The 26,029-nt window shown below is 70.0% G+C and carries 19 protein-coding genes; 11 read left to right on the forward strand and 8 right to left on the reverse strand.

Annotated elements, in window-relative coordinates; translation table 11 throughout:
* Nucleotides 1-429: SDR family NAD(P)-dependent oxidoreductase (locus tag KVT45_RS45080; RefSeq protein ID WP_217555556.1), on the reverse strand; the 429-nt coding region annotated here is incomplete at its 3' end.
* A gap of 191 nt (nucleotides 430-620) precedes the next feature.
* Between KVT45_RS45080 and KVT45_RS45085 the strand changes: the two genes are divergently transcribed.
* Both KVT45_RS45085 and KVT45_RS45090 read left to right on the forward strand, forming a co-directional pair.
* Entirely contained in the window at nucleotides 621-1,481 is an 861-nt protein-coding gene (locus KVT45_RS45085; protein WP_217555557.1) for a helix-turn-helix transcriptional regulator, read from the forward strand.
* Nucleotides 1,482-2,048: 567 nt separating this feature from the next.
* A complete protein-coding gene (locus KVT45_RS45090) occupies nucleotides 2,049-4,109 on the forward strand; it encodes a SpoIIE family protein phosphatase (RefSeq protein WP_217555559.1) in 2,061 nt (686 codons plus the stop codon).
* Nucleotides 4,110-4,662: 553 nt separating this feature from the next.
* Here KVT45_RS45090 and KVT45_RS45095 read toward each other — a convergent pair.
* The 5 genes from KVT45_RS45095 to KVT45_RS45115 form a co-directional block, all read right to left on the reverse strand.
* Nucleotides 4,663-5,679, reverse strand: coding sequence for a SpoIIE family protein phosphatase (locus tag KVT45_RS45095; RefSeq protein WP_217555561.1), 1,017 nt, complete (start codon nucleotides 5,677-5,679; stop codon nucleotides 4,663-4,665).
* Nucleotides 5,680-5,751: 72 nt separating this feature from the next.
* On the reverse strand, nucleotides 5,752-8,217 hold the full coding sequence (locus KVT45_RS45100; protein WP_217555563.1) for a SpoIIE family protein phosphatase: 2,466 nt from the start codon (nucleotides 8,215-8,217) through the stop codon (nucleotides 5,752-5,754).
* Between the two features lie 276 nt (nucleotides 8,218-8,493).
* Nucleotides 8,494-9,678 (reverse strand): cytochrome P450, encoded by a 1,185-nt coding sequence (locus KVT45_RS45105; protein ID WP_217555565.1) that lies wholly within the window; start codon nucleotides 9,676-9,678, stop codon nucleotides 8,494-8,496.
* Between the two features lie 30 nt (nucleotides 9,679-9,708).
* Nucleotides 9,709-11,064 (reverse strand): NAD(P)/FAD-dependent oxidoreductase, encoded by a 1,356-nt coding sequence (locus tag KVT45_RS45110; protein WP_089107173.1) that lies wholly within the window; start codon nucleotides 11,062-11,064, stop codon nucleotides 9,709-9,711.
* Complete coding sequence (locus tag KVT45_RS45115; RefSeq protein ID WP_089107210.1) at nucleotides 11,054-11,263, reverse strand: ferredoxin; 210 nt, start codon at nucleotides 11,261-11,263, stop codon at nucleotides 11,054-11,056. Before KVT45_RS45115 ends, KVT45_RS45110 begins: the two co-directional genes overlap by 11 nt.
* A 334-nt stretch (nucleotides 11,264-11,597) precedes the next feature.
* Between KVT45_RS45115 and KVT45_RS45120 the strand changes: the two genes are divergently transcribed.
* Nucleotides 11,598-11,909 carry a hypothetical protein gene (locus tag KVT45_RS45120; protein WP_217555567.1) on the forward strand — a complete coding sequence of 104 codons (312 nt, stop codon included), beginning with the start codon at nucleotides 11,598-11,600 and terminating at the stop codon, nucleotides 11,907-11,909.
* Between the two features lie 654 nt (nucleotides 11,910-12,563).
* On the opposite strand, the gene KVT45_RS45125 is transcribed toward KVT45_RS45120, so the two are convergent.
* Nucleotides 12,564-13,196, reverse strand: a complete 633-nt coding sequence (locus KVT45_RS45125; RefSeq protein WP_308311056.1) for a helix-turn-helix domain-containing protein — start codon at nucleotides 13,194-13,196, stop codon at nucleotides 12,564-12,566.
* 245 nt (nucleotides 13,197-13,441) lie between these two features.
* Here KVT45_RS45125 and KVT45_RS45130 point away from each other — a divergent pair, with 245 nt between their 5' ends.
* From KVT45_RS45130 to KVT45_RS45140, 3 genes are all read left to right on the forward strand, one after another.
* Nucleotides 13,442-16,663 (forward strand): bifunctional cytochrome P450/NADPH--P450 reductase, encoded by a 3,222-nt coding sequence (locus KVT45_RS45130; RefSeq protein WP_217555571.1) that lies wholly within the window; start codon nucleotides 13,442-13,444, stop codon nucleotides 16,661-16,663.
* A gap of 162 nt (nucleotides 16,664-16,825) precedes the next feature.
* On the forward strand, nucleotides 16,826-17,872 hold the full coding sequence (locus KVT45_RS45135; RefSeq protein WP_217555573.1) for a zinc-binding dehydrogenase: 1,047 nt from the start codon (nucleotides 16,826-16,828) through the stop codon (nucleotides 17,870-17,872).
* A gap of 114 nt (nucleotides 17,873-17,986) precedes the next feature.
* Complete coding sequence (locus KVT45_RS45140) at nucleotides 17,987-18,616, forward strand: TetR/AcrR family transcriptional regulator (RefSeq protein ID WP_217555575.1); 630 nt, start codon at nucleotides 17,987-17,989, stop codon at nucleotides 18,614-18,616.
* Between the two features lie 52 nt (nucleotides 18,617-18,668).
* On the opposite strand, the gene KVT45_RS45145 is transcribed toward KVT45_RS45140, so the two are convergent.
* Nucleotides 18,669-19,304 carry a TetR/AcrR family transcriptional regulator gene (locus KVT45_RS45145; protein WP_217555577.1) on the reverse strand — a complete coding sequence of 212 codons (636 nt, stop codon included), beginning with the start codon at nucleotides 19,302-19,304 and terminating at the stop codon, nucleotides 18,669-18,671.
* Between the two features lie 137 nt (nucleotides 19,305-19,441).
* Here KVT45_RS45145 and KVT45_RS45150 point away from each other — a divergent pair, with 137 nt between their 5' ends.
* From KVT45_RS45150 to KVT45_RS45170, 5 genes are all read left to right on the forward strand, one after another.
* Nucleotides 19,442-20,587: a VOC family protein gene (locus tag KVT45_RS45150; protein WP_217555579.1), complete on the forward strand. Its 1,146-nt coding sequence runs from the start codon at nucleotides 19,442-19,444 to the stop codon at nucleotides 20,585-20,587.
* Nucleotides 20,584-21,558: a fumarylacetoacetate hydrolase family protein gene (locus tag KVT45_RS45155; protein WP_254648299.1), complete on the forward strand. Its 975-nt coding sequence runs from the start codon at nucleotides 20,584-20,586 to the stop codon at nucleotides 21,556-21,558. Before KVT45_RS45150 ends, KVT45_RS45155 begins: the two co-directional genes overlap by 4 nt.
* On the forward strand, nucleotides 21,555-23,177 hold the full coding sequence (locus tag KVT45_RS45160) for a bifunctional 3-(3-hydroxy-phenyl)propionate/3-hydroxycinnamic acid hydroxylase (protein ID WP_217555581.1): 1,623 nt from the start codon (nucleotides 21,555-21,557) through the stop codon (nucleotides 23,175-23,177). The genes KVT45_RS45155 and KVT45_RS45160 overlap by 4 nt, the downstream gene beginning before the upstream one ends.
* A gap of 16 nt (nucleotides 23,178-23,193) precedes the next feature.
* Complete coding sequence (locus tag KVT45_RS45165; protein ID WP_217555583.1) at nucleotides 23,194-25,212, forward strand: acetoacetate--CoA ligase; 2,019 nt, start codon at nucleotides 23,194-23,196, stop codon at nucleotides 25,210-25,212.
* A 148-nt stretch (nucleotides 25,213-25,360) separates the two neighbouring features.
* A complete protein-coding gene (locus KVT45_RS45170; protein ID WP_217555585.1) occupies nucleotides 25,361-25,978 on the forward strand; it encodes a malonic semialdehyde reductase in 618 nt (205 codons plus the stop codon).
* Nucleotides 25,979-26,029: the final 51 nt, after the last annotated feature.

Here is a 26,029-nt window from a genome sequence, read left to right on the forward strand (position 1 = left end):
GTGCACGATGGCGCCGCCGTCGGCAAGCGCCGGCAGCAGGGTCTGCGTCAGGAAGAACACGCCCTTGAGGTGTACGTCCACCAGGTCGTCGAAGTCCTTCTCGGTGGTCTCGGCGAACGGGGCGGTCAGGTCGGTGCCGGCGTTGTTGACGAGGAAGTCGAACGTGGTCCTGCCCCAGCGCGCCTGGAGCTCGGTGCCGAGCTGCTCGGCGAAGTCCGCGAAGGTGTTCACGACGCTGGTGTCGAGCCGTAGCGCGACGGAGGTACGTCCCTGGTCCGTGACAGCGGACACCACCTCCTCGGCCTCGTCCCGGTTGCTTCGATAGGTCACCACGACATCGACACCTGCCTGGGCGAGATGCAGCGCGTATGCACGTCCGAGACCTCGGTTGGCTCCGGTGATGACGGCGATCTTCTGGGTGGTGCTCACGGTGACTCCTTGGTCGCTGGTCGCTCTGGACGGGTTCGAGGTGCTGTTGTCGAACCCGGTGACCAGTTGACGCGCGATCCGAGAAGCCATCCAGTGCCTGCGTATCCACTGTCTGCCAGTCCCAGGCTGAGGGCTCAGCCTGGGACTGGCAGACAGTGGATAGCCGTATCCGGGTGAGGCACAGTGTCGATATGGATCAGAGCGGCCTGGCGACATTTCTCCGTCGGCGTCGAGAGGCGCTGCAACCCGACGACGTCGGCGTTCCTCCGGGGCAGCGCCGACGCACGCCGGGGCTACGACGCGAAGAAGTGGCCGCGCTGTGCGGCATGTCGGCGGACTACTACAGCCGTCTCGAACGCGGCCGCGGACCGCAGCCCTCGGGGCAGATGATCACCGCGATCGCCCGTGGGCTCCGGCTCACCCTCGACGAACGCGACCACCTCTTCGTCCTGGCCGGCCACAACGCACCGGCCCGCACCACACGCGACGACCACGTCAACGTCGGCATGATGCGCGTCCTCGACCGCCTTGAGGACACCCCCGCGCAGGTCGTCACCGCCACCGGCGAGACGATCGTGCAGACCCCGCCGGCAGTAGCCCTGCTCGGCGACCAGACACGATTCACCGGGCTCGCGCGAAGCATCATCTACCGCTGGTTCACCGATCCGAACGAACGTACGAACTATGTACCGGACGACCACCCGACGCACAGCCGCGTCTACGTGGCCCAGCTCCGCACGGTCGCCTCCCGTGAAGGCCGCGGCTCACACGCCGCCGCGCTCGCCGACCGTCTGTGCGCGGAGAGCTCCGAGTTCGCACAACTGTGGACCCAGCACGAAGTCGGTATCTCCTACACCAACCGCAAAAGAATCCTGCACCCGCAGGTCGGAGTGATCTCCCTGCACTGCCAGACACTCGTCGACCCGGACCAGGCCCAATCGCTGCTGGTGTTCACGGCGACCCCCGGCACGGAAGACCACGACAAGCTCCGACTGCTCTCGGTCATCGGAAGCCAGCGACTCGGGGCCTCTACCACCGCGGCCACCGACTGAGCACCACGTGTCCCCAGCCCACCGCCGAGCACAGAGCGGCCGGCCGAGGGGCCGTGACCGCGCTTCCGTGCACCACCGGCTTGATGCGATACGGCCGATCAGGCATCGGCCGTAGCCGTCACGAAGAGGCGGCCACCACCGACGGAATCGCTCGCTGGTTTACTCTCCCGGGCGCACCCTCGCCTGCGCCATCCCCTCGCCCTGGTGGCGTACGGGGAGAGCCGGTGCGGTGGCGGTGGTCAGCCGACTGGGGGTTGGGGGCTGCGCTGCTGCGGCCTCCGCCCCGCCGGATCGTTCCGTTGCGTGTGTCCTCTGAGAACGAGACCCGGATCGGGGGCGGCCTGTTCGCCGCCGCCCGCGCCGCCCGCCCCTGCACCCGGGAGGTCGGAGCTTTTCGTCGGTGCCCAACGCCTGGGGCCTGGAGCGCGGCGAGCTGTATCGGGCGACCGTGCGGCCGCCCAGATCCGGGGGACCATGGAAGCACTGCGAGGTGCAGGGGACACAGGCCACAGCCTGAAGCCGGCGCAGGGTGGCGTGTCGCGCCGGCAGGCGGAGGGAGTGCCTGGGATGAGGAAAGCCGATCCCTTCGGTGCCGAGGGTGACCAGCCGGATTCCGGGCCGAGACAGCCGCGTGAGTTGCTGGATCTGCTCAGTGTCGCGGCGGTGCTGCTGGATGCTGAGGGGCGGATCGTGCTGTGGAGCCCGCAGGCCGAGGAGCTGTTCGGCTACACCGCGCAGGAGGCGCTGGGCCAGTACGCGGCGCGGCTGCTGGTCGACGAGCAGAACCTGGACGGGATGATCAGGCTGTTCACCGAGGTCATGAGGACGGGACAGGGATGGGCCGGCGCATTCCCTGTCCGGCACAAGGACGGCAGTAGCCGGCTGGTGGAGTTCCGCAACATGCGGCTGCTGGACGACCGCGGTGACTTCTACGCCCTGGGCATCGCCACCGATGAGGCGGCCCTGCGCCAGGTGGAACGGGACGTGGCCCTGTCCACGCGGCTGGTCTCGCAGTCCCCGATCGGGCTGGCCGTCTTGGACACCGACTTGCGGTACGTGGCCGTCAACCCGGCGCTGGCGCAGATCAACGGCGTCCCCGCCGAAGACCACCTCGGGCGACGAGTCCGCGAGGCCCTGCCCTTCCTGGAGGTCGATGCGATCGAGGCCGCGCTGCGGCAAGTCCTCACGTCCGGAAAGCCCATGATCGACCAGCACAGCGTGGGACGCACTCCCGCCGACCCCGACAACGATCATGCCTGGTCAGTCTCCTACTACCGGCTCGACGGTCCCGGCGGCCGGGTACTCGGGGTAGCCATCCTGTTGGTGGATGTCACCGATCGGCACCGCGCCCGGCAGCGCCTCGCCTTGATCGCCGACGGCTCCGCCCGTATCGGCACCACCTTGGACGTGGAACAGACCGCCCGCGAGCTGGCCGACGTCGCCGTCCCCGAGGTCGCCGACATAGCGGCGGTGGACATCCTGGATTCCATCCTGAACGACCGCCACCCGACGGGACCCAGCGGCGACCGGGCACTCTTCCGCGCCCTCGCCGTGAAAGCCGCGTACCCCACCGAGGCCGTCCGCGCCGCCGACCCTCCCGGCCAGCTCGCCAGCTACGGCGCGGAGCGCCTGGCCACTCAGTGCGTGCGGACCGGCCGCGCCATTCTGATACCCCACGTCGGCGAGCGGGACCTGGCACGTATCGCCCGTGACGCCGAGGCCGCCGCCCTCCTGGCCCGCGCCGGCCTCCACAGCTATCTCTTGACGCCCCTGATCGCCCGTGGCGAGGTGCTCGGCACCCTGGGCCTCACCCGCGCCCGCAACCCGCTGCCCTTCGACAACGACGACCTCCTCCTGGCCGGTGAACTGGCCGACCGAGCCGCGGTCTGCATCGACAATGCCCGTCTGTACCAAGGCGCACGCAACACCGCGGTCACCCTCCAGCGCAGCCTGCTGCCCGACATCCCACCGCAACAGGCGGGCCTGGAGATCGCCTCCCGATATCGGCCCGCCGGAACGACCGTCGAAGTCGGTGGCGACTGGTTCGATGTCATCCCCCTCACGGAAGACAAGACCGCGCTGGTCGTGGGCGATGTGATGGGCAGCGGCATAAGCGCCGCCACCACCATGGGACGCCTGCGCACCGCTACCTCCACCCTGGCCGACCTCGACCTCCCACCCACCGAAGTGCTGCACCACCTCGACAAGATCACGGCCGACCTGGAGCAGTACGCCACCTGCGCCTACGCCATCTACGACCCGCACCGCGCCCTGTGCCACATCGCTGTCGCAGGACACCTGCCCCCCGTGCTGATGCGCACGGGCGAGCCCCCCGAACTGCTCGATCTGCCCACCGGCGCACCCCTCGGGGTCGGCGGGGTCGCCTTCGAAGTCACCACCATCGGCCTGGCCCCCGGCGACCAACTGGTCCTCTACACCGACGGCTTGGTCGAGACCCGCCACCACGCCATCGACGAGCGCCTGGACCTCCTCCTCCAACTGCTGCACAGCCCCGACCGAACCTCGGAAGAAACCTGCGACCGGCTCCTGGAATCACTGCGCGATCCGGACGACCACGACGACGTCGCCATACTCATCGCCCGAGCCCGGCCCCGGCCCCGGCCCTAGAGGTCGTCCGCTACGCCACTCCAGCAGTTCGCGGTATCCGGCCGCGGTGGCCGGGAACACCTCGGTGCCGATCACTGCCCCCACCAGGGAGAGCACAGCAGCCACGTGAGTGTCCCGGTGGCCGGCACCGGACCGCGCGGACGGTCAGCATCGTGATGACGCCTGGTCGGCAAGCCCCCATCGAGACACACCCGGCCGGCCCGGTTCCAGCAACGCACCATCCCCGGCGAGCGGTCGACACAGCGTGAGCAGGACACCTCGGTCAGACATCTCAGGAGTCAGACCCCGCCGCAGGACAGCACCCGCCGATTCTCCCCCCACTCAAAGCCGCCCGGCCCAGGCCGGCAGAACATGCTCCGTCCCAGCTCATAGATCACTCCGAATCCGACTCCGGCCGACCACAACGGACCGCAAAGGTCGACATCGCGTTCAACCTCGATTCTCAGCGGTCATGAGTGCATGCCCGGGCCGTCGGTCAGCCCGGTTGCGTCCGCGTGATCGCGCGCGGGGCCTTCGTAGCTGCGACAAGCTCGGGAAGTCAGTCAGCGGAGCACTAGATGGTCTGCTCGGACCAGATGGTCTTGCGGTTCTGGCCATGGCGGCACCCCCAGCGCTCGGCGAGTTGGGCGACGAGGAACAGGCCGCGTCCGCCCTCGTCGGTGGTGCGAGCGCGGCGCAGACGGGGTTGGGCGCTGTGGGAGTCGGTGACCTCACAGACCAGAACGTGGTGGCGGATCAGTCGCAGCTCCGCCGGCGGACGGCCGTAGCGGATCGCGTTGGTGACCAGTTCACTGACGATGAGTTCGGTGGGGAAGAGGAGATCGGCCAACCCCCATGCGGTGAGTTGGAGGGTCGCCCATGCCCGGGCCTCGGAGACGGCAGCGGGATCGACCGGAATCTGCCAGTGAGCGGTGTCCTCCGCGTGTACGGCGCGAGTGCGTGCCAGCAGTGGCGTCGCGTCGTCACGCGGTGCTTCGTCCACCAGATCACCGAGGAGGGCCCGGCCGGTGTCGTCCAGAGCGCGGTCCGGGCGGCAGGACGTGGCGAGCGCATCGGTCAGCCGCCGGAGCCCGTCGTCGATGTGATGCGGGCCCAGGTGCACCAGTCCGTCGGTGTAGAGCGCGAGGACACTGCCCGGCTCGAGGTCGATCGTGGTGGTCTCGTACGGCATGCCGCAGACGGCGAGTGGTGGCCCCGGGAGAATGTCGACAGCTCCGGCGGTTCCGTCGGGCCGGACGAGCACGGGCGGTGGGTGCCCGGCACTGGCCATGGCGCACTGGTGCCGCAGGCGTACCCGGCCGGTCGCCGGCAGTTGCGTGGCCCTGTGCAGGTCGCGCGGGAGGTCGGCCACCAGTTCCCGCACGGGGCGGCCGTGGACCTCGTCGGCGCAGAACCCGGTCAGGTCCTGTGCGGTCCCGGTCCATCCCACGACCGTCCCTTGATCGTCGAGTACGGCGGCGGCTAGGCCCTCGAAAGCGTAGGGCCTGCCGCCGGGGCCGGCGCCGGAGACGCTCGTCACTCCTTGGGAGGCCCCTACCGGGTCGGCGTTGTCAGTATTCGATGTGTCCATGTCTGTGGCTTCCTTTGCGAGAGCCCACGGCTCCCAGAGGCGATCCGGTGGCGGCTGTCGGCCGCCGACGCGTCAGAGGGCGTCGGCTGTGGAGGGCAGGTCCTGTTCGGCCCAGACGACCTTGCCGTCTGCTGCGGAGCGGGAACCCCACCTGCGCGACAGCCGAGCCACCAGGGAGAGGCCGCGGCCGTGCTCGTCGAGCGTGCGGGGATGGCGTGGGCGTGGCTGGCCGGTGCTCGTGTCGGAGACTTCACACGTCAGCACCCGGTGCTGGATGAGCCGTAGGCGGCTCGGGCCGTCTCCGTGGCGGATCGCGTTGGTGACCAGTTCGCTGACGATCGACTCCACGGGTGTCACGAGCGGCTCCAGACCCCATTCCCTGAGCTGACGGGCGGCCAGGTGCCGGGCTGTCGGGACGGTGACGAGTTCGTTCGGCAGGTCCCAGGAGGCGACCTGCGCGGGGCGCAGTGCCCGGGTCCGCGCAAGGAGCAAGGTGACGTCGTCGGCCGGTGCCTGGGTCGGCAAGGTGTCCATCGCCCGCGAGCACAGGTCCTCCAGGGAGGCACCGGGCTGTGCCAGGGCGGCACCCAGGCGATGCAGGCCGGCATCGATGTCCTCGTCGCGGGACTCCACCAGGCCGTCGGAGAAGAAGGCGAGGACACTTTCCTCAGGTAGTTCCAGTTCCACGGACTCGAAAGGCACGAGGCCGAGACCGAGGCCGAGCGGGGCTCCTGCGGGCAGGTCGGGAATGGTGACCTTGCCCTGCGCGTCGACGATCAGGGGCGGGGGATGCCCGGCCCGCGCCATCGTGCACCCTCGGGTGACCGGGTCGTAGACGGCGTACAGACAGGTGGCACCCACCACCGCGGGCACCACGTCGCAAACGTCGGCGTCCTCGTCGTTCAGTCGCCGGACCGTGTCGTCGAGGTGCGCCAGTAGTTCGTCGGGGGGCAGGTCGAGGTCCGCGAGCGTTCGCACGGCGGTGCGCAGCCTGCCCATGGTCGCCGCGGCATTGATGCCGTGTCCCACCACATCGCCGACGACAAGGGCCACCCGGGCGCCGGACAGCTCGATCACATCGAACCAGTCACCCCCCACCCCGTGGTCCATGTCGGCCGGCACATAGCGTGTGGCGACTTCGACGGCAGCACCGCCCTGCACGCGATGAGGGAGCAGGTCGCGTTGCAGTGTGAGGGCGGTGGTGCGCTCGCGCGCGTACTGCAGCGCGTTGTCCAGGCACAGCGCGGCCCGGGTGACCACTTCCTCGGCGAGGAGCAGATCGTCCTCCTGGAACGGCGTCTGTTCCAGAGAGCGGCCGAACAGCGCCAGTCCCAGCACACAGTGCCGCGCACGGATGGGGACGACCATCAAGGAGTGGACGCCACTGTCGCGTACCTTCTGCGCCCGCACCGGATCGTGGTCGACCCAGGGGCCGGCATGGGTGTCCAGCACTGGCTCCAGGTACGACCGGCCCGTGCGCATGGCGGCGGCGAACGGGGATTCCGGGTGGGGGTGGACCACTTCTTCGCGCGCCCACGGCAACTCCAGGACGCCCAGGTCGACGGAGGCCAGACCGGCACGGCGCAGCAACTGCGGACGGCCACTCGTCGTGCCGATCCGTGCCGGCGGCTCAACGATGAACGGAACCGACTCCACCAGATCGACGAGGGCGTGGTCGGCCAGCAGGGGCACCGCGAGCTCTGCCAGTTCCTGCCCGGTCCTCATGACGTCGAGGGTGCTCCCGATGTGCGTGCTGGCCTCGCTGAGGATGGCGAGGCGCTCCCGCGCCCGGCGATTCCCGGTGACGTCCACGGTCATGGAGCACACGCCCAGTGGCATGCCGTCAGCGCCCTGGAGGCAGAAGAACGAGGCCGAGAACGCGTGCTCACGGGGCCGGTCCGCAGGCGGCCACGCACGGTACTCGTGCACCGTCGTCGTGCCGCTCTCCAGCACCTGCCGCATCACCACATCGAGCGCTTCGGCCTCGACGGCGGGCAGCGAGCCCTTCAGACCGCGTCCGAAGCGTCGGTGACGAGGAACGCCGTCGTGCCGCTCCATGGCGTCGTTCACCCACACACAGCGCAGCTGCGGGTCATAAACGACGATGCCGATCGGTGCGCGGGCAAGCAGCGACTCCCGCACCGGTCCGCTGCTGGTTGCCCCCGAGGACAGGGAACCGATCTCCGTCACGGACACCAGCCACCGGGTGCCGCCGTCCTGCCCTCGCAGCAACGAGACCCGCAGCGTCATCCTGAGCGTGTGGCCCTCGCGGTGGCGTATCGCCGCGGTGCCGGACCAGCCACCCCGCGCACGGCACTGCCCGGCGAACGCCGAAGCCCTCCGGACGTCCTCGGGAGGCGGCAGCACGTGTGCGGCAGATCGGCCCACCACCTCCCCGGCCGAGTAGCCGACGAGCTGCTGAGCGGCATGCGTCCACCCCACCACTGTGCCCTCGGTATCCAGCATCGCTATCGCGGCGTCGGGCATCTCACGGGGGGTCACCGGCTCGGCGAGGAGGGTGTGGTCAGTGTCGGTCATCGCGGTCCATCCCATCGGTGCGGAAGTAAGAGCGCCGGCACTTGGCCCGGCGGCCGTGTGTGCAGCCGTGGTGAACGGCGTCGTCCCGGTGAGCGGCACACGATGCGGTATATGCCGTAGTGAGCAATATGACCACTTCTGATGAAATAGTCAGATGTAGTCGCTCTGGCGTCAAGACCCTCACACTTGATCAAATAATCAGATGTCCGGGCTGCCGCTCATCACCCGGCGCCCCCGTCCCGCTCCATCGGGACGAGGGCGCCGTGGCCGCGCGGTTCAGAGTTGGATGGACAGGTGGCGGGGCCCACGGAGCATGGCGTTCTGCCGGTACGGGGGCGGGTCTTCGATCAGGCGGGCGCTGCCGAGGTGGGGAATCAGCGCCCCGAGCGCGGCGTACGCCTCGACGCGGGCCAGGGGGCCGCCAAAGCACACGTGAATACCACTGCCGAAGCCGAGGTGCTGGTTGTCCACGCGGGTGGGGTCGAACCGGTCGGGCTCGTGGAACCGCATGGGATCACGGTTGCCCGAGGCCAGCGCCAGAATGACGGAAGCGTGTTGCGGGATCTTGATGCCGGCGACGTCCATGTCGGCGCGCGGGACACGCTCGCGCATGTGGACCGGGGGCTCGTAGCGCAGCAGCTCCTCCACCGCGCGCGGCAGCAGGTCCGGTTCGCGGCGCAGGAGATCCAGCTGCTCGGGCTGGCGCAGGAAAGTGAGCGCCCCGTTGGTGATCAGGTTGACCGTCGTCTCGTGCCCGGCGATGAGCAACAGCACGGCGGTCTCGGCGAGTTCCTCCTGGGTGAGTCGCAGGGTCGGGTCCGGTTCGTTGACGAAGGCGGAGAGCATGTCGTCGCCCGGATCGCCGCGACGCTGCTCGGCGAGGTTGACCAGGTACCCGCCCATCTCCATCCGTGCCTGGTCGCCGGCTTTGTCCGTCTCGGTGGACTCGTCGTCGGGCCTGACGTCGGCGGCTGCGACCAGCGCGTCGGACCAGGCCCTGAACAGCGGCTCGTCCTCGCGCGGTACACCGAGCAGCCGGCAGATCACCGTGACGGGCAGCGGGTAGGCGAAGTCGTCGACGATGTCGATCCGCCGGCCGGCCTCGAAGGACGCCAGCAGTTCGCCGGTGATCCGGTCGATCTCGCCGCGCATGGAGTCGACCCGGCCGGGGCTGTGCGGCGGGCCGAACGGCCGCATGGCCAGGGTGCGCAGCCTGTGGTGTTCGGGATCGTCGAGCCGCAGGAACGGAGGCTTGTGGGTCACTTCCCCCCGGGTGCGAGGGTCGACACTCATCCGCGGGTCGTGGAGCAGAGCGGCGATCTCGTGGTAGGTGCCGATCAGGTAGCTGCCGTCTGTCTGCTGTGCCACGGGACCGGCCTCGCGGAGTTCCGCGTACAGCGGGTAGGGGTCGGGGCGGCTGGCGTAGTCGGTGATCCGTGCCAGCAGGGTCTCGGATTCCATGGCGGATCCTCGTGGTCGGCGGGACGCGGGCTACACCACGGTCAGTCTGCGGTCGGGAAGATGGCCGGTGAGCGCGACGGTCGGGCCGTGGGACAGCCCCGACGGATCCGGCACGAGAGAGGGAATCGGAATGTCTGCCGCGATCGCCCGGTCCTGCGCGCCGGGCGGCGGCGGGAAGGGAGCAGCCGTCTCGATCAGGTGCCGGTAGTAGTCGAGCGACTTGGCCATGTCGACGGTGACCGCGGCGGTGACCCGGCCCTGGTAGCCGTAGACCATGGCCAGACGTCGTGCCTCCAGGGAGCCCTGGGCGATGACCACATGGTCGGAGTAGGTGGGGACGCCCACGGATTTGATGTTGAGGCCGAACTGGGTCGACCAGAACGACGGGATGGACAGGTGCGGTCGCCGCAGCGGCCCGGGGTTGACCATGTTGTGGGCCGCCACCCCGGCCTGCTCCACCGCGTTTCCCCAGTGCTCCAGGGACAGCATCTGGTAGCCGAACAGTGGGTGGGGGAAGCGGGAGACGTCACCGGCCACGAAGACGTCGTCCGTGACGATCCCGTACATGTTGAAGGCCCGGCACCCGGCGTCGCAGGCGATCCCGCGCGGGCCTGCCGCAAGGCCGGAGTCCGCCAGCCATTCGACATTGCGGATCGCACCCAGCGCGACGACGCAAACGTCCGCGTCCACACGGCTGCCGTCGGACAGCTCCGCGCTGGTGAAGCTGCCGTTCCCGCGCAGGGCGGTGACCGTCACCCCGGTGCGCAGGTCCACGCCATGGTTGCGCTGCATGACGGCCGCGAGTTTCGACAAGGTGCCGCCGAGGGCGCCGACCAGCGGCGCGGGGCCGCGTTCGGTGACCGTGACCTCAAGCTCCAGCTCCCGGCAGGCCGAAGCGATCTCCGAGCCCGTGAAGCCGCCGCCGATCACCAGCACCCGCTCCGGCCTCGCATCCAGCCGCTCGGCCAGCCCCGCGGCGTCCTCCCGGGTGCGCAGGGTGAACACCCCGTCCAGGGCGGCTTCCTCCGAGTTGGGCCAGGGCCGCGCCCGGGTCCCGGTGGCGATCAGCAGCCGGTCGTACGGCAGCGGCTCCCCGTCTTCCAGCAACACTCGTTTCGCCAGCAGGTCCACACCGGTGGCGCGCACGCCCAGACGCCACTCGGCGTCAGGATCCCGGCGCATCGGCAGCTCGGTGGTGTCCGCCGTCGCCTGCCCTAGCAGCACCTGCTTGGACAGCGGCGGCCGGTCGTAGGGCGCGTGGGGTTCGTCCCCGACCACGGTCAGGGAGCCGGTGAAACCCTCCTCGCGCAGCACCTCTGCGGCCCTGAGCCCGGCCAGCGACGCGCCGACGATGACGATACGGCCGGCCTTGAGGTCATCGGCCACCAGTGCTCACCTCTTCTCCCAGGAGGATCGCCTGAACCGGGCACGCCGCCGCGGCCTGACGCACGCGTTCGACCTGGTCGCCGGGAACGGCTGTGGCGTACAGCAGTCCCTCCTCGCCGTGCAGCTCGAACACCTCCGGCGCGAGGAAAACGCACTGTGCATAGCCCTGGCAGCGCGTGAGGTCGACAACGGTCCGCATCTCCACCACTTCCTCCGTTGCCTCTCCCCCTCGTTTCCAGCATGAGCCGGGAAACGCAGGCCCGCATGTCGCGGCTGCGGAACGCAAACCCCGGCGTGCCGATGAGGCCAGGAATGGCCAACGCTCTTGAAGTAAGCATCAGTTGTCGGCTTGGCCCGCTGAGGGCGCCTCGGTGACTCACACCACTTCGACGTTTCCATACAACGTATGGTATTAATGACGAGGAGATTCCATACAACGTATGGAAAATCTGGCCCGGACCACACCCGGCACTACACATCGCCTGCCCGTACAACCGGGCGGTGCAGATCACGCCAATCGCGAAGGAAAGATCATGAAGAAGCTCACGAAGCGCAGCGCTGTCACCGTTTCCTCCATCGCGGTCGCGGGTGTCGCCGTTCTCGGTGCCGGGAGCACCGCCTCGGCCGCGACTCTCGCGCCCGCACACGTCCACCGCCCGGCTGTCAGCGCCAAGGCCGTCGACTACCAGTGGGACCACGGAGTCGGCTACCTGCTCGAACAGGGCTACTCCTGCGACGGAATCCGCGGCTGGCACCAGGACCACCACAGCACCGACTCGCCCCGGCACGACTGCGACGGCCTCTCCTACCGCGGCGGTCACTTCTACCGCGGGGAGGGTGAGTGACATGGCTGGAAGCCCGTCGGCGACAGGGACACACTCGCTGGTCAGGGATCACTGGTCCCTGACCACCGCCAGGGCCGCCCGACTGAGGGCCCTGCCCACGCGCCGCCGCCTGCGGATACCCATCGGGCGTCGCGGGCCCACGTCGCCCAGCAGTCGCGACGGACACACGAATTGCGCGGTCCGGCCGACCGGGCCCTGCTGTGACACCCCTCTCCGCCACCTCTTCGTCGCCGGCCGGACGGCGGGGTACGACCGAGGCAGAGGCGCCATCGACTGGGACACCGAACTGGCTGCGCCTGCGGGCCATGCTTCGGCGCGTCGAAGTCGACGGTGCACCGCCGGTCCTGCATCTGGGCCGGCCGGCGTCCAGGGACGGCTGCACCGGAAGGTCCTCGAGATGTTCGGGCCAGTGCCTGGTCGGCCTATCCCGACGAGGATCGCCCGGACAGCCGGACGGCAGCCCTGTCACTGACATGCCGGCCGGTAAGGCCCGCCCCGCTGTTCGCCACCACTCAGCCGGGTCCGCAACACACGCGCACCGGCTGCGGCTGCCCCCGGACGGCCTTCCCGGATATGACGGGTGGCTCCCAGTACGTCGCAGACCGAACCCGCCCGATCAGGCGCGCCAGGCCGCGACGCCTCAGAAGCAGGGACTCAACGGCCGGCGCCCTGGCTGTCATGTTCGGCGGCAAGCCGACTTGCCAGGCCCGCGATGAGAGTGTCCATCACCAGGCGGAACCTGCGGTCCTGGACAGGCCCTGCCGGGTCTGCCTCCGTGGACTCGTCTTCGCCGGCAACGGGACCGGGGGGCTTGAGGCTCGCCCACTGCTGAAGCGAGCCGTTGAGCTCGGCGGCGAGAACCCCGACGACGACGGCAACCACCAGAGCAGCGGCCTCCGAGACCTCCGACTCCGGCACTCCCGCGGCGGCCACGATCGCGGTGAGCGCGGTCCAGAACGGATCGTCGGGCTGGATGAAGTCCGACTGATGGCTGAACGAGTAGGCCATCAGCTCGGGGTGACGATGCGCCAGCGTACGGAAGTCCGTGGCGAGCAGGCGGACGCGCTCCTGCCAGGGAGCGTCCTGAAGCGTCACGGTGCGGAACTGGGCGCCGACCATTCTCGTCACGCCACGCAGCACCGCTTCCTTGTTCGGCACGTGGTGGTACAGCGACATCGGGTTCGCATCGAGCTCGGTGGCAAGTTTGCGCATGGTGAGCGCCTCGACCCCGTCCTCGTCGATCAGCCGCAGGGCGGCGGCATAGATCCCGGCCTCGGTCAGAGGCACGTCTCTCTTCCTCGTTCCCCGCGGGGGACGCCTCACCTTCTTTTCCATACCTCGTACGGTATCAGTTTCATACACCGTACGGAAATGACCTTGACCACAGCGGTCAGCGGCACCGCGGAGGGTTGCGTCGAGTTTCCATACGCCGTACGGTACTCATTCCATACGGCGTATGTTTCCGTGCGGCGCCACGGCATTGACCAGCGCACCGCGCCCTTGCCCATCCCCTCCCCACACAGGAGCACGCGATGACCACGAACTCCGCGAACGACCTTCGCCCTATCCGGTCCCCGCGCGGGATCCCCCTGCTCGGCCACACGCCGCAGATCCCCGACACCAACCCCGTCGAGTACTTCAACGAACTGTCCAAGCAGTTCCCCGAAGGCATCTACGGCATGGACATCGCCGGCATCGAGCAGGTCTTCGTCTATGACCCGGACCTGGTGGCCGAGGTCTGCGACGAGACGCGGTTCTTCAAACAGATCGAGAAGACGCCGCTGAACCATGTGCGGGACTTCACGGGGGCGGGGCTGTTCACGGCCCACCAGCACGAAGAGGAATGGGCCATGGCCCACCGGATCCTCCTGCCGGCCTTCAGCCAGCGGGCCATGAAGAACTACTACGGGCAGATGCTGGAGATCGCCCAGAACCTGGTCGGCAAGTGGGAGAGCCGGGAGGGGCAGCCGGTCAACATCACCGACGACTACACCCGGCTCACCCTGGACACCATCGCCCTGTCGGGTTTCGGCTACCGGTTCGGCTCCTTCGCCGAGGAGGAGCTGCACCCCTTCCTCAACGCGCTCCTTGAGTCGCTGATCGAGTCGCTGCGGCGCTCCCAGGAGCTGCCGATGATGACCAGGCTCCGGAAGGCGGACGACAGGAAGTACCGCGAGAACATCCAGCTGATGCGCGACCTGGTCGAGAACGTGATCAAGGAGCGTCGTGAGGGGAAGGGCAGCGGCGAGGAGGACCTGCTCGGCCTCATGCTGGAGGCCACCGACCCGGAGACCGGCGAGCTGCTGGCGGACGACAACGTCCGCGACCAGGTGGTGACCTTCCTCATCGCCGGTCACGAGACCACCAGCGGCCTGCTGTCGTTCGCCACGTACTCGCTGATGCGCAACCCGCACGTCCTGGCGCAGGCGTACGCCGAGGTGGACCGCCTGCTGCCCGGAGACACGGTCCCGGACTACGACACGATCATGCAGCTCGACGTCATCCCGCGGATCCTGGAGGAGACCCTGCGCCTGTGGGCTCCCATCCCGATGATCGCCAAGGCGCCCATCGACGGCACCGTCATCGGTGACCGGTACGAGCTGAAGAAGGGGACCAGGGCCAACATCCTCATGGGCGCGCTGCACTCCCACCCCAAGGCGTGGGACCGGCCGGAGGAGTTCGACATCGACCGGTGGCTGCCGGAGAACCGCGCCGAGCAGCACCCGCACGCCTACAAGCCGTTCGGTAACGGTGTGCGTGCCTGCATCGGCCGCCAGTTCGCGCTCACCGAGGCCCGTCTGGCGCTGGCGCTGGTGCTGCAGAGGTTCAGGTTCTCCGACACCACCGACTACAAGATGGACGTCCGCGAGGCGCTGACGCGCAAGCCCGGCGACTTCCAGCTGGTCGTCCGCAAGCGTCAGGAGCACCAGCGGACCGTGTTCGGCGTCGCCGACCTGCAGGCCGGCGACACGCAGGCGCAGACAGCGGTCAGCGGCGTCGGGGTGAACCTGACCGTCGCCTACGGCTCCAGCCTCGGCTCCTGCGAGGACCTGGCGCGCACCCTCGCCGACCGCGGTGAGCGCTCCGGGTTCGGCACCACGCTGACGAGCCTGGACGACCTCGGTGACAACCTGCCTACCGAGGGCCTGCTCGTCGTCGTCGCCGCCAGCTACAACGGCAAGGCGCCGGACAACGCCCAGCGCTTCGACGACCTGCTCGCCGCCGGCCTGCCCGAGGGTTCACTGTCCGACGTGCGGTTCGCGCTGCTGGGCGCCGGCAACACGCAGTGGGTGGCCACCTTCCAGGCATTCCCCAAGCGGGTCGAGGAAGGTCTGCTGGCCGCCGGCGCCACCCCATTCGTCGAGCGCGGCATCGCGGACGCCGCCGGTGACTTCGACGGCATGGCGAGTCGCTGGATGGACACCCTGTGGGCCACCCTGGCCGAGGAGTACGCCGCCGACACCTCCGCGGCGAGCGGCCCGCGCTACCAGGTCCAGCTGCTCACCGAGTCCGACGTGCGCCCCGCCATCGTGTCCGAGCAGGCATACCCGCTCACGGTGGTGGCCAACGAGGAGCTCGTGGCCGACGCGACCGGCCTGTGGGACTTCCAGATCGAGCCGCCGCGCCCGTCCGCGAAGTCCATCACCGTCGAGCTGCCCGACGGTGTCACCTACGACACCGGCAACCACCTGGCCGTCTTCGCCAAGAACGAAGCCGCCCTGGTCAACCGCGCGCTGGCCCGGCTCGGTGTCGAGTACGGCCAGGTGCTCCGGCTCGACCAGCCCGGCGGCGGCCGCACCCACCTGCCGGTCGGCGTGCCCGTTACCGCCGGCATTCTGCTCACCGAGTTCCTGGAGCTGCAGGATGTGGCCACCCGCTCCCAGATCCGGACCCTGGCCGAGTACACCCAGTGCCCGTGGACGCGGCCGCAGCTCCAGGCGTACGCGGCCGACACGGAGGAGGCCGAGGAGCACTACCAGAAGGAGATCCTCGGCAGGCGGGTCTCGGTGCTGGGCCTGCTGGAGCGCTTCCCCGCGGTCGAGCTGCCGCTGGCGGTGTTCCTGGAGATGACGGGGCCGATCCGTCCCCGCTTCTACTCCATCTCCTCCGCCCCGTCGGCCAACCCGCGCCAGGTGCGCCTGACCGTCGGCCTGTTGGAGGGCCCGGCCCTGTCCGGCGACGGCCAGTACCGCGGCACCTGCTCCTCCTACATCGCGGGCCTCGCGCCCGGAGACGTCGTCTACGGCTACGTTCGCGTGCCCTCCCCGACGTTCGCCCCGCCGGCCGACCCCGCCACTCCGCTGATCCTGATCGGTCCCGGCACCGGCATCGCGCCGCTGCGCGGCTTCCTGGAGGAGCGGGCCTGGCAGCACGCCGATGGCACGCAGGTCGGTCCGTCGCAGGTCTTCGTCGGCTGCCGCCACCCGGAGCACGACTACTTCTACCGGCAGGAGATGCAGGGCTGGGAGCGGGCCGGGATCGCACAGATCCACACCGCCTTCTCCGCGGTGACCGGCCACCCGGCCCGGTTCGTGCAGAACGCCATCGCGGGCGCCGCCGACACGGTGTGGCAGGCCATCGAGGACGGCGCGTGCATCTACGTCTGCGGTGACGGCCGCCGCATGGCCCCCGCAGTCCGCGAGGCCCTCGCCGCCGTCCACCGTCAGAAGACCGGAAGCGACGACGAGACCGCTCAGCAGTGGCTCGCCCAGCTCGAGGCCGACGAGCGCTACCAGCAGGACGTCTTCGCCTGACCGTCGCACGCCGTCAAGGCGTGTGCCCCCCCCCAGCCGCCGGGAGGCGTGCGGCACACCCGCTGCCGGCCGTACGCCTCCCGGCCACCACAAACCCCTCGGACACCGCATAGCACCCATCGGCCCGAACCGCCGAGTGCCGCTCGCAGAAAGCTGATCTTCATGGACACCATGCTCGCCGGACGCTTCCACCTGGACAGCAAGAAGTTCGCCGTGGAGGAGGTCCCCATCCCCGTGCCGGGCCCGGGCGAGGTACTCATCGAGGTGAAGGCCGCAGGCGTCTGCCTCTCGGACGTCCACCTCCTCGACGGCTCCCTCGTCCCCCTCTTCGCCACCTCCGACACGGTCACCGTCGGCCACGAGGTCGCCGGTGTGATCCACACCCTCGGCCCCGGCCTCAAGCGCGGTCTGTCCGTCGGCACCCGCGTCACCCTGGAGGCCGGCAAGACCTGCGGCCGGTGCTCCGGATGCGTGCGCCGCCGCCCCTGCACGCAGATGCTCACCGCCGGCATCGACTACGACGGCGGCTGGGCCGAGTACGTCATCGCCCGCGAGGACACCCTCATCCCCATCCCCGACGCCCTCCCCTTCGACCAGGCCGCGATCATCCCCGACGCGGTCTCCACCCCCTACGCCGCCGTCGTCGCCACCGCGGGCGTCCGCCCCGCCCAGTCGGTCGGTATCTGGGGGGTGGGCGGAGTGGGCGCGCACAACGTACGCCTCGCCCGCCTGGTCGGCGCCGCGCCGATCATCGCCGTCGACCCGCTGCCCAGCGCCCGGGAACGCGCCCTGGCCTTCGGCGCGGACCACGCCCTGGACCCGGCCGCCCCCGACTTCGCCGACCATGTACGCGCGGCCACCGACGGACGGGGCCTGGACTTCGCCTTCGACTGCGCCGGAGTGCCCGCTGTCCGCGAGCAGGCCGCCTCCGTGCTCGGCCTGGGCGGCTCCCTGATCCTGGTGGGCATCACGCCCAAGCCGCTGACCATCACCGAGGGCCTGACCTTCAACTACCTGCAGAAGCAGGTGCGCGGTCACTACGGCGGCTTCCCGGAGTCGGTCTCCGAACTGGTGCGGCTGGCCGCAGCCGGCCGCCTCGACCTGGCCCCCTCCATCACGGACCACATCCCGCTCGTCGACGCGGCCGACGCGGTCAGCCGCCTGGAGAACAAGATCGGCGACCCGATCCGCCTCATCCTCGTCCCCTGACACCCGTCAGCAGGACACCAAGCCACCTCGGGCAGGGGTGAGTGGGCGCCGGTGCTTGAGGGAGCACCGGCGCCCACGGTTTTCCCGCAGCCAAGAACTCGGAGCGACGGAGTCATGCAGAGGACCGATATCCCGGGCCGCACCCCGCAGCGCAGTAACGCCCGCTCGAACCACAGACGCATCCTCGGGACCGCTCGACGGACACTGCGGGACGACCCCGACGCGAGTCTCGACAGCATCGCTGGGGCGGCCGGCGTCACGCGGCGCACCCTCTACGGACACTTCCCCGGCCGGCAAGCGCTGATCGACGAGCTGACGCACGAAGCAGGCCAAGCACTTCAGCAGGCGTTCGCCGCAGCCCGTACGCCGGATGCTGATCCGCCTGAGGGGATGGCGCGGATGGCCCTGGCGGCATGGGCGGTGGGCGACCGGTTCCGCATGCTCATCTCCTTGGGGCGTCGCCATCCGGGAGGGGATGCGGTCCACGCCACCCTGGCACCGGCCCGTGAGGAGGCCATCGCGACCATCCGCCGTGGCCAGCACCAAGGCGTGTTCGCGGCCCACGTCCCAGCCCCGGTCCTCGCCCACGCGCTGGAAGCGCTGATGCTGGCCCTCGCCGAGGAGATCGGCGCGGGCATCTGGACCGATCCCTGTGGCGAGGCCGCCGCGACCGCGTTCCTCGTGGCCGCCGGCGTGGCACCGCAGGCCGCCGCACGCCAGGTGCAGGACGTGATGAATGGTTGACGCCCTCCCGGGGGGACCCTTCGCGGTCCGCATGATGTCGGCTGCCGAGCTGTCAGTCGAGGCCCGGCAGAGGACGTCGGGTGACCTCGTGGGCGTCGTCCGGGGCGATGCCCAGCATGCGGAGAACCATTTCGGCCAGGTCGGAGGCGACCTCGTCGCCATCGAGCTCGGAGCGGGCCAGTCGCAGCGCCACGAGGGACAGCAGGGTGCCGCCCACGGCGGACAGGGCCGTGGTCGGGTTGCGACAGGCGAACCGGCCGGAGGCGATGCCGATCTCCAGGTCGCGCAGCGCCCGCGGGGCAAGGCCGCGGTCGGAGTGGATGTGGGCCAGCCCACGGTCATGCAGGATCCGCAGGAGTTCCGGGTGGGAGTCGGCCATCAGGGCGGTGAGCCGGAAGCCCGCCGCGACCAGCTCGGCCGGGTCGTCGATTCCTTGTACGCGCTCGTCGATGACCTGGCCGAACTCCTCCAGGGCGTCCGTCACCGCGGCGTCGAACAGCTCCGTCTTCGACTCGAAGTGGTTGTAGAAGGAGCCGAACCCGACATCCGCGCGCTCGGCGATCGCCTGGATGCTGACGCTGGTGTCCCCGGTCTCCGCGAGGATCTGCCGGGCCGCGCGGACGAGCGACTGACGAGTCTCGGCGCGGCGCCGCTCGAAACGGTTCTTGGGCGGGGCTGACGTCGGCATACGCCCAGTGTAACCACTGCAGCGATGACCTCGCCATTACTGATGAGATCCTCAATTATTTGAGCTGCCCCTATTGACGATGAGAAACCACAGAGTTGATGATTTCCTCATTACGGCAGTGTTGCTTGGAGGACACCATGTCCCACACCCCTGTTAACAAGGGCGCTCACCAGACGTCTCACCAGGACCTTCACAGTGAGCAGGGCTCCCTGCGCGGAGAGCACCACGGACGAGCCCGCAATCCCGTGATCAAGGTGGCGGACCTGGCCTGGCTGGAGTTCGAGAAGCCGGACCTGGACCGGGCCGAGGTGTTCGCCCGAGACTTCGGTTTCGCGATCGTCGCCCGCACCGACCACGAACTGTGGCTGCGCGGCACGTTCGAGGGCTCACCCTGCATGGTCATCCGGCGCGGGCGCGCCTCCCGCTTCCTCGGGCCGGCGTTCCGCGCGGCCGAGCGGGCCGACCTGGACCGGCTGGCCCGCACCACCGGCAGTACCGTCCGGGACATCGGCGTACCGGGCGGTGGGCAGTCGGTCGCCCTGCTCGATCCCTCTGGCCTGCCGGTCCGGGTGGTGCACTGCGCCGAGCGGCTGCCCGCGCTGCCCGAGCAGGAGCCGCTGATCCTCAACTTCGGTACCGATCACCGTCGTACGAACGCCACCCAGCGGCCGCCCCGCGAGCCGTCCCGTATCCAGCGGCTGGGCCATGTGGTGCTGGAGACACGGACGTTCGCCCGCACGCTGGACTGGTATCTGGACACCCTCGGGATGATCGTGTCCGACTTCCTGTTCCTGGACGGGCAGCGCGGGCGCGGGCCGACGATGGCGTTCATCCGCTGCGACCAGGGCAGCAGGCCCGTGGACCACCACACCCTCGCCCTGCACCTGGGCCCCGGTACCGGCTACGTCCACTCCGCCTACCAGGTCACCGACCTGGACTCGATCGCCGTCGGCGGGGAGTATCTGGCCGAGCGCGGCTACCGGCGCAGCTGGGGCATCGGTCGGCACATCCAGGGCAGCCAGCTCTTCGACTACTGGCGCGACCCCGACCACTTCATGCTGGAGCACTTCGCCGACGGCGACCTCTTCTCCTGCGACCTGGAGCCCGGCTGGGCGCCGATGTCGGCGAGCGGCCTGGCCCAGTGGGGGCCACCCGTCACCCGCGACTTCCTGGGCACCAACCCCTCCCCCGCCAAGCTCCGCGAGGTCATGACGGCCCTGCGCGACGACAACGAACTCGACCCCGCACGCCTGCTGGGCCTGATGAAAGCGATGAGCTCATGAGCACCAACGTTCTGCGTACCACTGGGGGCACCTCCCGCTCGAGCGAAGCCGAGAGTGGGGGAGGCTGGTGGGTCGTCCGGGACGAACGCGCCGTCCGCGTCCGGACCAAGGCCGTCACGACCGCCGAACTGCTCGCCGACCGGGATGCGGTCCGCGAGGCCGCCGCCTCCGCCGAGAGCGGCATGCCCGTCGCCGACCTGGTGGCGCTGCCTCCGGTCACCACTCCGTGCCGGGTGGTCGCCCAGATGGTCAACTACCGCAGCCACGCCAAGGATTCAGGCTTCACCGGCGACATCCCGCCCACCTTCTTCCGCAAGGCGTCCGGCTCGGTCAGCGGTCCCCACGACACGATCATCCGACCCACGCACGTCAAGTTCCTCGACTACGAGGTGGAACTCGGCCTCGTCATGGGCGCAACCCTGCCCGTGGGCACCGTCGTCGAGGAACAGGACCTGCCGCGCTACGTCGCCGGCCTCGTCCTGACCAACGACGTCAGCGCCCGCGACGTCCAGCTGACCAAGACCCAGTTCTACGAGAGCAAGTCCTACCCGACCTTCACACCGACGGGTCCGTACCTGGCCCTGCTGGAACCCGAGGACTTCGCCCACCTGCTGAATCTTCGGCTGCGGCTGTCGGTCAACGGCGTGTCGCGCCAGGACCGCACGCTCGCCGACATGATCGTACGGCCCGCACAGGCGCTCACCCTGCTCGCCCGCTTCCAGACCCTCGACCCGGGCGACCTGCTGCTGACCGGCACTCCCGGCGGCACGGCTCTGCAGGCCCCGCCCAAGGCGGCCGAGAAGATCGCTGCGCTGCTGCCGCCCGCACTGAAGTGGAAGGCGTTCTTCAAGGGCCAGGCCAAGAACCCCAAGTACCTGCGCAACGGTGACCTCATCACCGCCACGATCGCCACCTCGGACGGACGGATCGACCTCGGCGAGCAGCGGACCGCTGTGGCGGACGCGACATGAGCGCCGCATCCCGGCGACCGGTGGTGATCATCGGTGCGGGACCCGTCGGAGTCACGGCCGCGCTCCTGCTCGCCCGGCACGGGGTGCACAGCCTCATCCTGGAACGCCACCGGGACGTCTACCCCTTGCCGCGTGCCGTCGTCGTGGACGACGAGATCCGCCGGATCCTGCAGAGCGTAGGTGTACACGAGGAGTTCGCCGCCCTCGCCCGACCGGCGCGCGGCCTGCGACTGCTGGACTCCCGGCACCACGTGATCGCCGAATTCGCGCGGTCGCCGCAGGGGCACCACGGCTTCCCCCAGACCAGCATGTTCGACCAGCCCGAGCTGGAACGCCTGCTGCGTGACGCCCTGGCGCGCCGCCCTGAGTGCGAACTGTGGAGTGGGGTGGAGGTGGTGTCCGTCACCCAGTCCGTCGCACGGGACACCGACGGACCGAACGATCCGACGGGCCCGGTCCGGGTCACCTTCCGGCGCGACGGCAGCGACGAGGAGGAGCACCTGTGGGCCGATGCCGTCCTCGGCTGCGACGGCGCGGGCAGTCTCACCCGTGACGCCATCGGCGCCGTCTGGGAGGACCTGCGCTTCGAAGAGAGCTGGCGGGCCATCGACGTGCGCACCAGTCGCCCTGTGCGCACCTGGGAAGGCGCCGAGCAGATCTGCTCGCCCACCCGGCCGGCCACCTTCATGCGCGTCGGCGAGGACCGTTACCGCTGGGAGTTCCGGCTGGCCGACGACCAGGACCTGGACGGCCCGGACGGATGGGAGCGCCTGCGCGAACTGGTCGCCCCCTGGGTGGACCTGCCGTCCGACGCCTCGCAGGGCACCGGCTTCGAGGTGATACGGCAGGCGCAGTACACCTTCCGGGCCCGCCTCGCCGACCGGTGGCGCAGGGGGCGTGTCTTCTTGTTGGGCGACGCCGCCCATCTCACTCCGCCCTTCGTGGGGCAGGGGCTGTGCGCCGGCCTGCGCGACGCCAACAACCTCACCTGGAAACTCACCCGCGTCCTCCAACAGGGCGCACCCGAGGGGCTGCTGGACACCTACGAACGCGAGCGCAAGCCGCACGCCCGCCATGTGATCCGCATGGCGGTCGCCGTCGGCTGGGCCATGACCGGCGGCCAGGACCGCGGTGCGGCGTTCCGCCGGGCGGTTGTGGGAACGGCCTGTCGCGTCCCCGGTGTGACCGCGGCGGTGAGCCGTGACCTCAGTCCGGCGCTGACCGCAGGTCCACTCGTACGGCGCCGCCCCAGGCTGACCGGTCGCGTGCTGGCCGGCACCTTCTGCCCGCAGCCCTGGGTGCGGTACGACGGCAGGCGAGTGCGTCTCGATGACGTCCTGGGGGACTCCTTCGCCGTCCTGACCGCTGTGCCAACCACAGCGCAGATGACGGCCGTGGCCACAGCGCTGGGCGCCCCGACGATCCGCGTCGACGACCTGGGCGACGACGGCGCCCTGGCCGGCTGGCTGGCCCGCGGCCGTGCCGACGCCGTCCTGCTGCGCCCCGACCGCGTCGTGATGGACACCGTCCCGGCCGGCACCGGCGACTTCACGGACACCGTCGCGTGGGCCCCCCTGCTGCACACGGCCCGCCGTACCGCCGATGCCCGGCCCGTCTGACGAGGAGCACCACACCATGACCACCCCGCGCCCTGAGTCGTATACGGAACCCTTCTTCACTCCCGACCCGCAGTCGGCCGCCCGTAGCCGCATCGCGGACTTCTCCCGATGGGCGACCCGGCACCGGGCCGCCGAAGGGTTTCAGGACCCCACGGACTACCGAGCCCTGCACCAGTGGTCCGTCACCGACCTCGAAGGGTTCTGGACCGCGGTGTGGGAGTACTTCGACATCGACGCGACGACCGAGTACGAGCGGGTGCTGGCCGAGGAGACCATGCCCGGCGCCCGCTGGTTCCCCGGCGCCACCCTCAACTACGTCCATCACGCGCTGCGCAACCTGCGGCCGGACGCTCCCGCGATCACCGCCCTGGACGAGACCGGGGCCGGCTACGAGATCACGGGCCGGGAGCTGCGCGCCCGGGTCGCCTCCGTCGCTGCCGGCCTGCGCGACCTGGGCGTCGGGCAGGGCGACCGGGTGGTGGGTTACCTGCCCAACACCCCCCACGCCGTCATCGCCTTCCTCGCCGCCGCAAGCCTGGGCGCGGTGTGGTCGGTGTGCGGCCAGGACTACGCACCCAAGGCCGCCGCCGACCGCTTCGCCCAGCTCGAACCCACGGTGCTCATCACCGCTGACGGCTACCTCTTCAACGGCACGACCCACGACCGCCGCGCCGCCTCGCTCGAACTCGCCGCAGCCCTGCCGACCCTGAAGGCCACGGTGCTCGTGGACCATGTGGGCCTTGAGTGGCCCGAGGGCGGTAACTCGGGGCTGAGGGTTCCCTGGGAGGAAGCGGCCACCCGCGTCGAGCACCTCACCATCGCCCCGGTGCCGTTCGACCACCCCCTGTGGGTCGTCTTCTCTTCCGGCACCACCGGACTGCCCAAGGGCATCGTCCACGGGCACGGCGGGGTCCTGCTCGAACACCTCAAGACCCTCGGCCTGCACACCGATCTGGGCACCGGGGACCGCCTGCTGTGGTACACCTCCACCCACTGGATGATGTGGAACCTGGTCGTCTCCACCCTGCTGACCGGTGCCACCACCTGCACCTACGACGGCAGCCCGGTACCGCAGGCGCGTCCGGACGTCCTGTGGGAGCTGGCGGCCCGTCACAGAGTCACCGTCTTCGGCACCAGTCCTCAGTACCTGCTGGCCATGGCCAAGCTGGGCATCGAACCCTCCGTGCACGACCTGTCGGCCGTCCGCGTCGTCGGCTGCACCGGCTCCGCTCTGGCCGCCTCCGCCTACCCCTGGGTCCGCGACCACGTGGGCGCCGACGTCCAGCTGGCCTCCACCAGCGGCGGCACGGATATCGTCTCCGGCTTCGCCGGCAGCGCCTCCACGACCCCCGTCTGGGCGGGAGAGCTGTCCGGCCCCAGTCTCGGCGTGGCCCTGGCCGCCTACGACGCGACGGGTACCCCTGTCCTCGACCAGGTCGGCGAACTGGTCGTCACCCGGCCCATGCCATCCATGCCGCTGTACTTCTGGAACGACCCCGACGGCAGTCGCTACCACGACGCCTACTTCGGCGCCTACCCCGGTGTGTGGCGGCACGGCGACTGGATCACGCTCACCTCGCACGGCTCGGTGATCGTCCACGGCCGCTCCGACGCCACCCTCAACCGCAACGGCGTGCGCCTGGGCAGTGCCGACATCCACGACATCGTCGAACGCCTCCCCGAGATCACCGAGGCCCTCGTCATCGGCGCGGAGGAACCCGACGGCGGCTACTGGATGCCGCTCTTCGTGGTCCTCGCCGACGGGGTCGCCCTGGACGACTCCCTGCGCGACCGGATCCGCGCCGCCATCCGCGCGGGCGCCTCACCCCGCCACGTCCCCGACGAGATCCTCACCGTACCGGCGCTCCCGCACACGAAGACCGGCAAGAAGCTCGAGGTTCCCGTCAAGCGCCTGCTCCAGGGTGCCCCCGCCGAGCAGGTCCTGAACCCCGAGGCGGTCGACGATCCCGACCTGATCGCCTACTTCGCCCGCCTGGGCGCGGAGCGGAACAAGCGGTCAGCACACGACACATGACGTCGGCCAGGGGACCACAGGCCCACGTGACAGCACCGGATCCTTGTGCCCTGCCCGGCTCCGCAGACCCCGTCCCCAGGGGGTGGTGCCGGGGCGGTCAGCCCGCCCCGGCACCACACACAACCGAAGTAAGAGAGAAATGACGAGCATGACCAACCGCGCACAGCAGGCCCTCGATGTCCTCGACGATGCCGGACGAAAGGTGCTGTTCACCGAGGCCCGCACCGCGAACACCTTCGCCGAGGTGGCCGTTGCCGACGACGAACTGGCCATGATCTGGGAACTCGCCCGCTGGTCGCCGAGCGCCGCCAACGGCCAGCCACTGCGTGTGCTCTTCGTGCGCACCCACGAGGGCAAGGAGCGACTCGTCCGGCATCTCGACGAGGGCAACAGGGCCAAGACGCTCAGCGCGCCGGCCGTCGCGATCCTGGCGTACGACGTCGACTTCCACGAGCAGATGCCGACCGTCTTCCCGGCCCGCGGCGAGATGCTGCGAGCGGCGTTCGCCGACCAGGTTGACAGGCGCGAGAGCCTTGCCGCCTACAACTCGGCACTGCAGACCGGGGTCTTCCTGCTCGCCGTCCGGGCGGCGGGGCTGGCGGCCGGTCCCATGGCGGGCTTCGACAGGGCCGACGTGGACGAGGAGTTCTTCGCCGGTACCAGCCGGCGCTCGCAACTGGTGGTCGGCATCGGTCACCCCGGAGCCGACCCGTGGTTCCCGCGGCTGCCCCGCGTGCCCGTCGAGGACGCCCTCGCCTGGGCCTGACGGCACTGCAGGTAGGTGAGAGGCGTCATGCCATGGGCGCCGGTGCTCTTC

Source organism: Streptomyces sp. GbtcB6 (assembly GCF_019091475.1).
GTDB lineage: Bacteria > Actinomycetota > Actinomycetes > Streptomycetales > Streptomycetaceae > Streptomyces > Streptomyces hyaluromycini.

Coding starts and splice junctions, on each gene's coding strand:
- KVT45_RS45135 (WP_217555573.1), top strand. CDS start 16,826: ATGGACACCATGCTCGCCGGACGCTTCCACCTGGACAGCAAGAAGTTC.
- KVT45_RS45140 (WP_217555575.1), top strand. CDS start 17,987: ATGCAGAGGACCGATATCCCGGGCCGCACCCCGCAGCGCAGTAACGCC.
- KVT45_RS45095 (WP_217555561.1), bottom strand. CDS start 5,679: ATGGACACATCGAATACTGACAACGCCGACCCGGTAGGGGCCTCCCAA.
- KVT45_RS45145 (WP_217555577.1), bottom strand. CDS start 19,304: ATGCCGACGTCAGCCCCGCCCAAGAACCGTTTCGAGCGGCGCCGCGCC.
- KVT45_RS45160 (WP_217555581.1), top strand. CDS start 21,555: ATGAGCGCCGCATCCCGGCGACCGGTGGTGATCATCGGTGCGGGACCC.
- KVT45_RS45170 (WP_217555585.1), top strand. CDS start 25,361: ATGACCAACCGCGCACAGCAGGCCCTCGATGTCCTCGACGATGCCGGA.
- KVT45_RS45085 (WP_217555557.1), top strand. CDS start 621: ATGGATCAGAGCGGCCTGGCGACATTTCTCCGTCGGCGTCGAGAGGCG.
- KVT45_RS45150 (WP_217555579.1), top strand. CDS start 19,442: ATGTCCCACACCCCTGTTAACAAGGGCGCTCACCAGACGTCTCACCAG.
- KVT45_RS45130 (WP_217555571.1), top strand. CDS start 13,442: ATGACCACGAACTCCGCGAACGACCTTCGCCCTATCCGGTCCCCGCGC.
- KVT45_RS45115 (WP_089107210.1), bottom strand. CDS start 11,263: ATGCGGACCGTTGTCGACCTCACGCGCTGCCAGGGCTATGCACAGTGC.
- KVT45_RS45155 (WP_254648299.1), top strand. CDS start 20,584: ATGAGCACCAACGTTCTGCGTACCACTGGGGGCACCTCCCGCTCGAGC.
- KVT45_RS45165 (WP_217555583.1), top strand. CDS start 23,194: ATGACCACCCCGCGCCCTGAGTCGTATACGGAACCCTTCTTCACTCCC.
- KVT45_RS45100 (WP_217555563.1), bottom strand. CDS start 8,217: ATGACCGACACTGACCACACCCTCCTCGCCGAGCCGGTGACCCCCCGT.
- KVT45_RS45105 (WP_217555565.1), bottom strand. CDS start 9,678: ATGGAATCCGAGACCCTGCTGGCACGGATCACCGACTACGCCAGCCGC.
- KVT45_RS45120 (WP_217555567.1), top strand. CDS start 11,598: ATGAAGAAGCTCACGAAGCGCAGCGCTGTCACCGTTTCCTCCATCGCG.
- KVT45_RS45090 (WP_217555559.1), top strand. CDS start 2,049: ATGAGGAAAGCCGATCCCTTCGGTGCCGAGGGTGACCAGCCGGATTCC.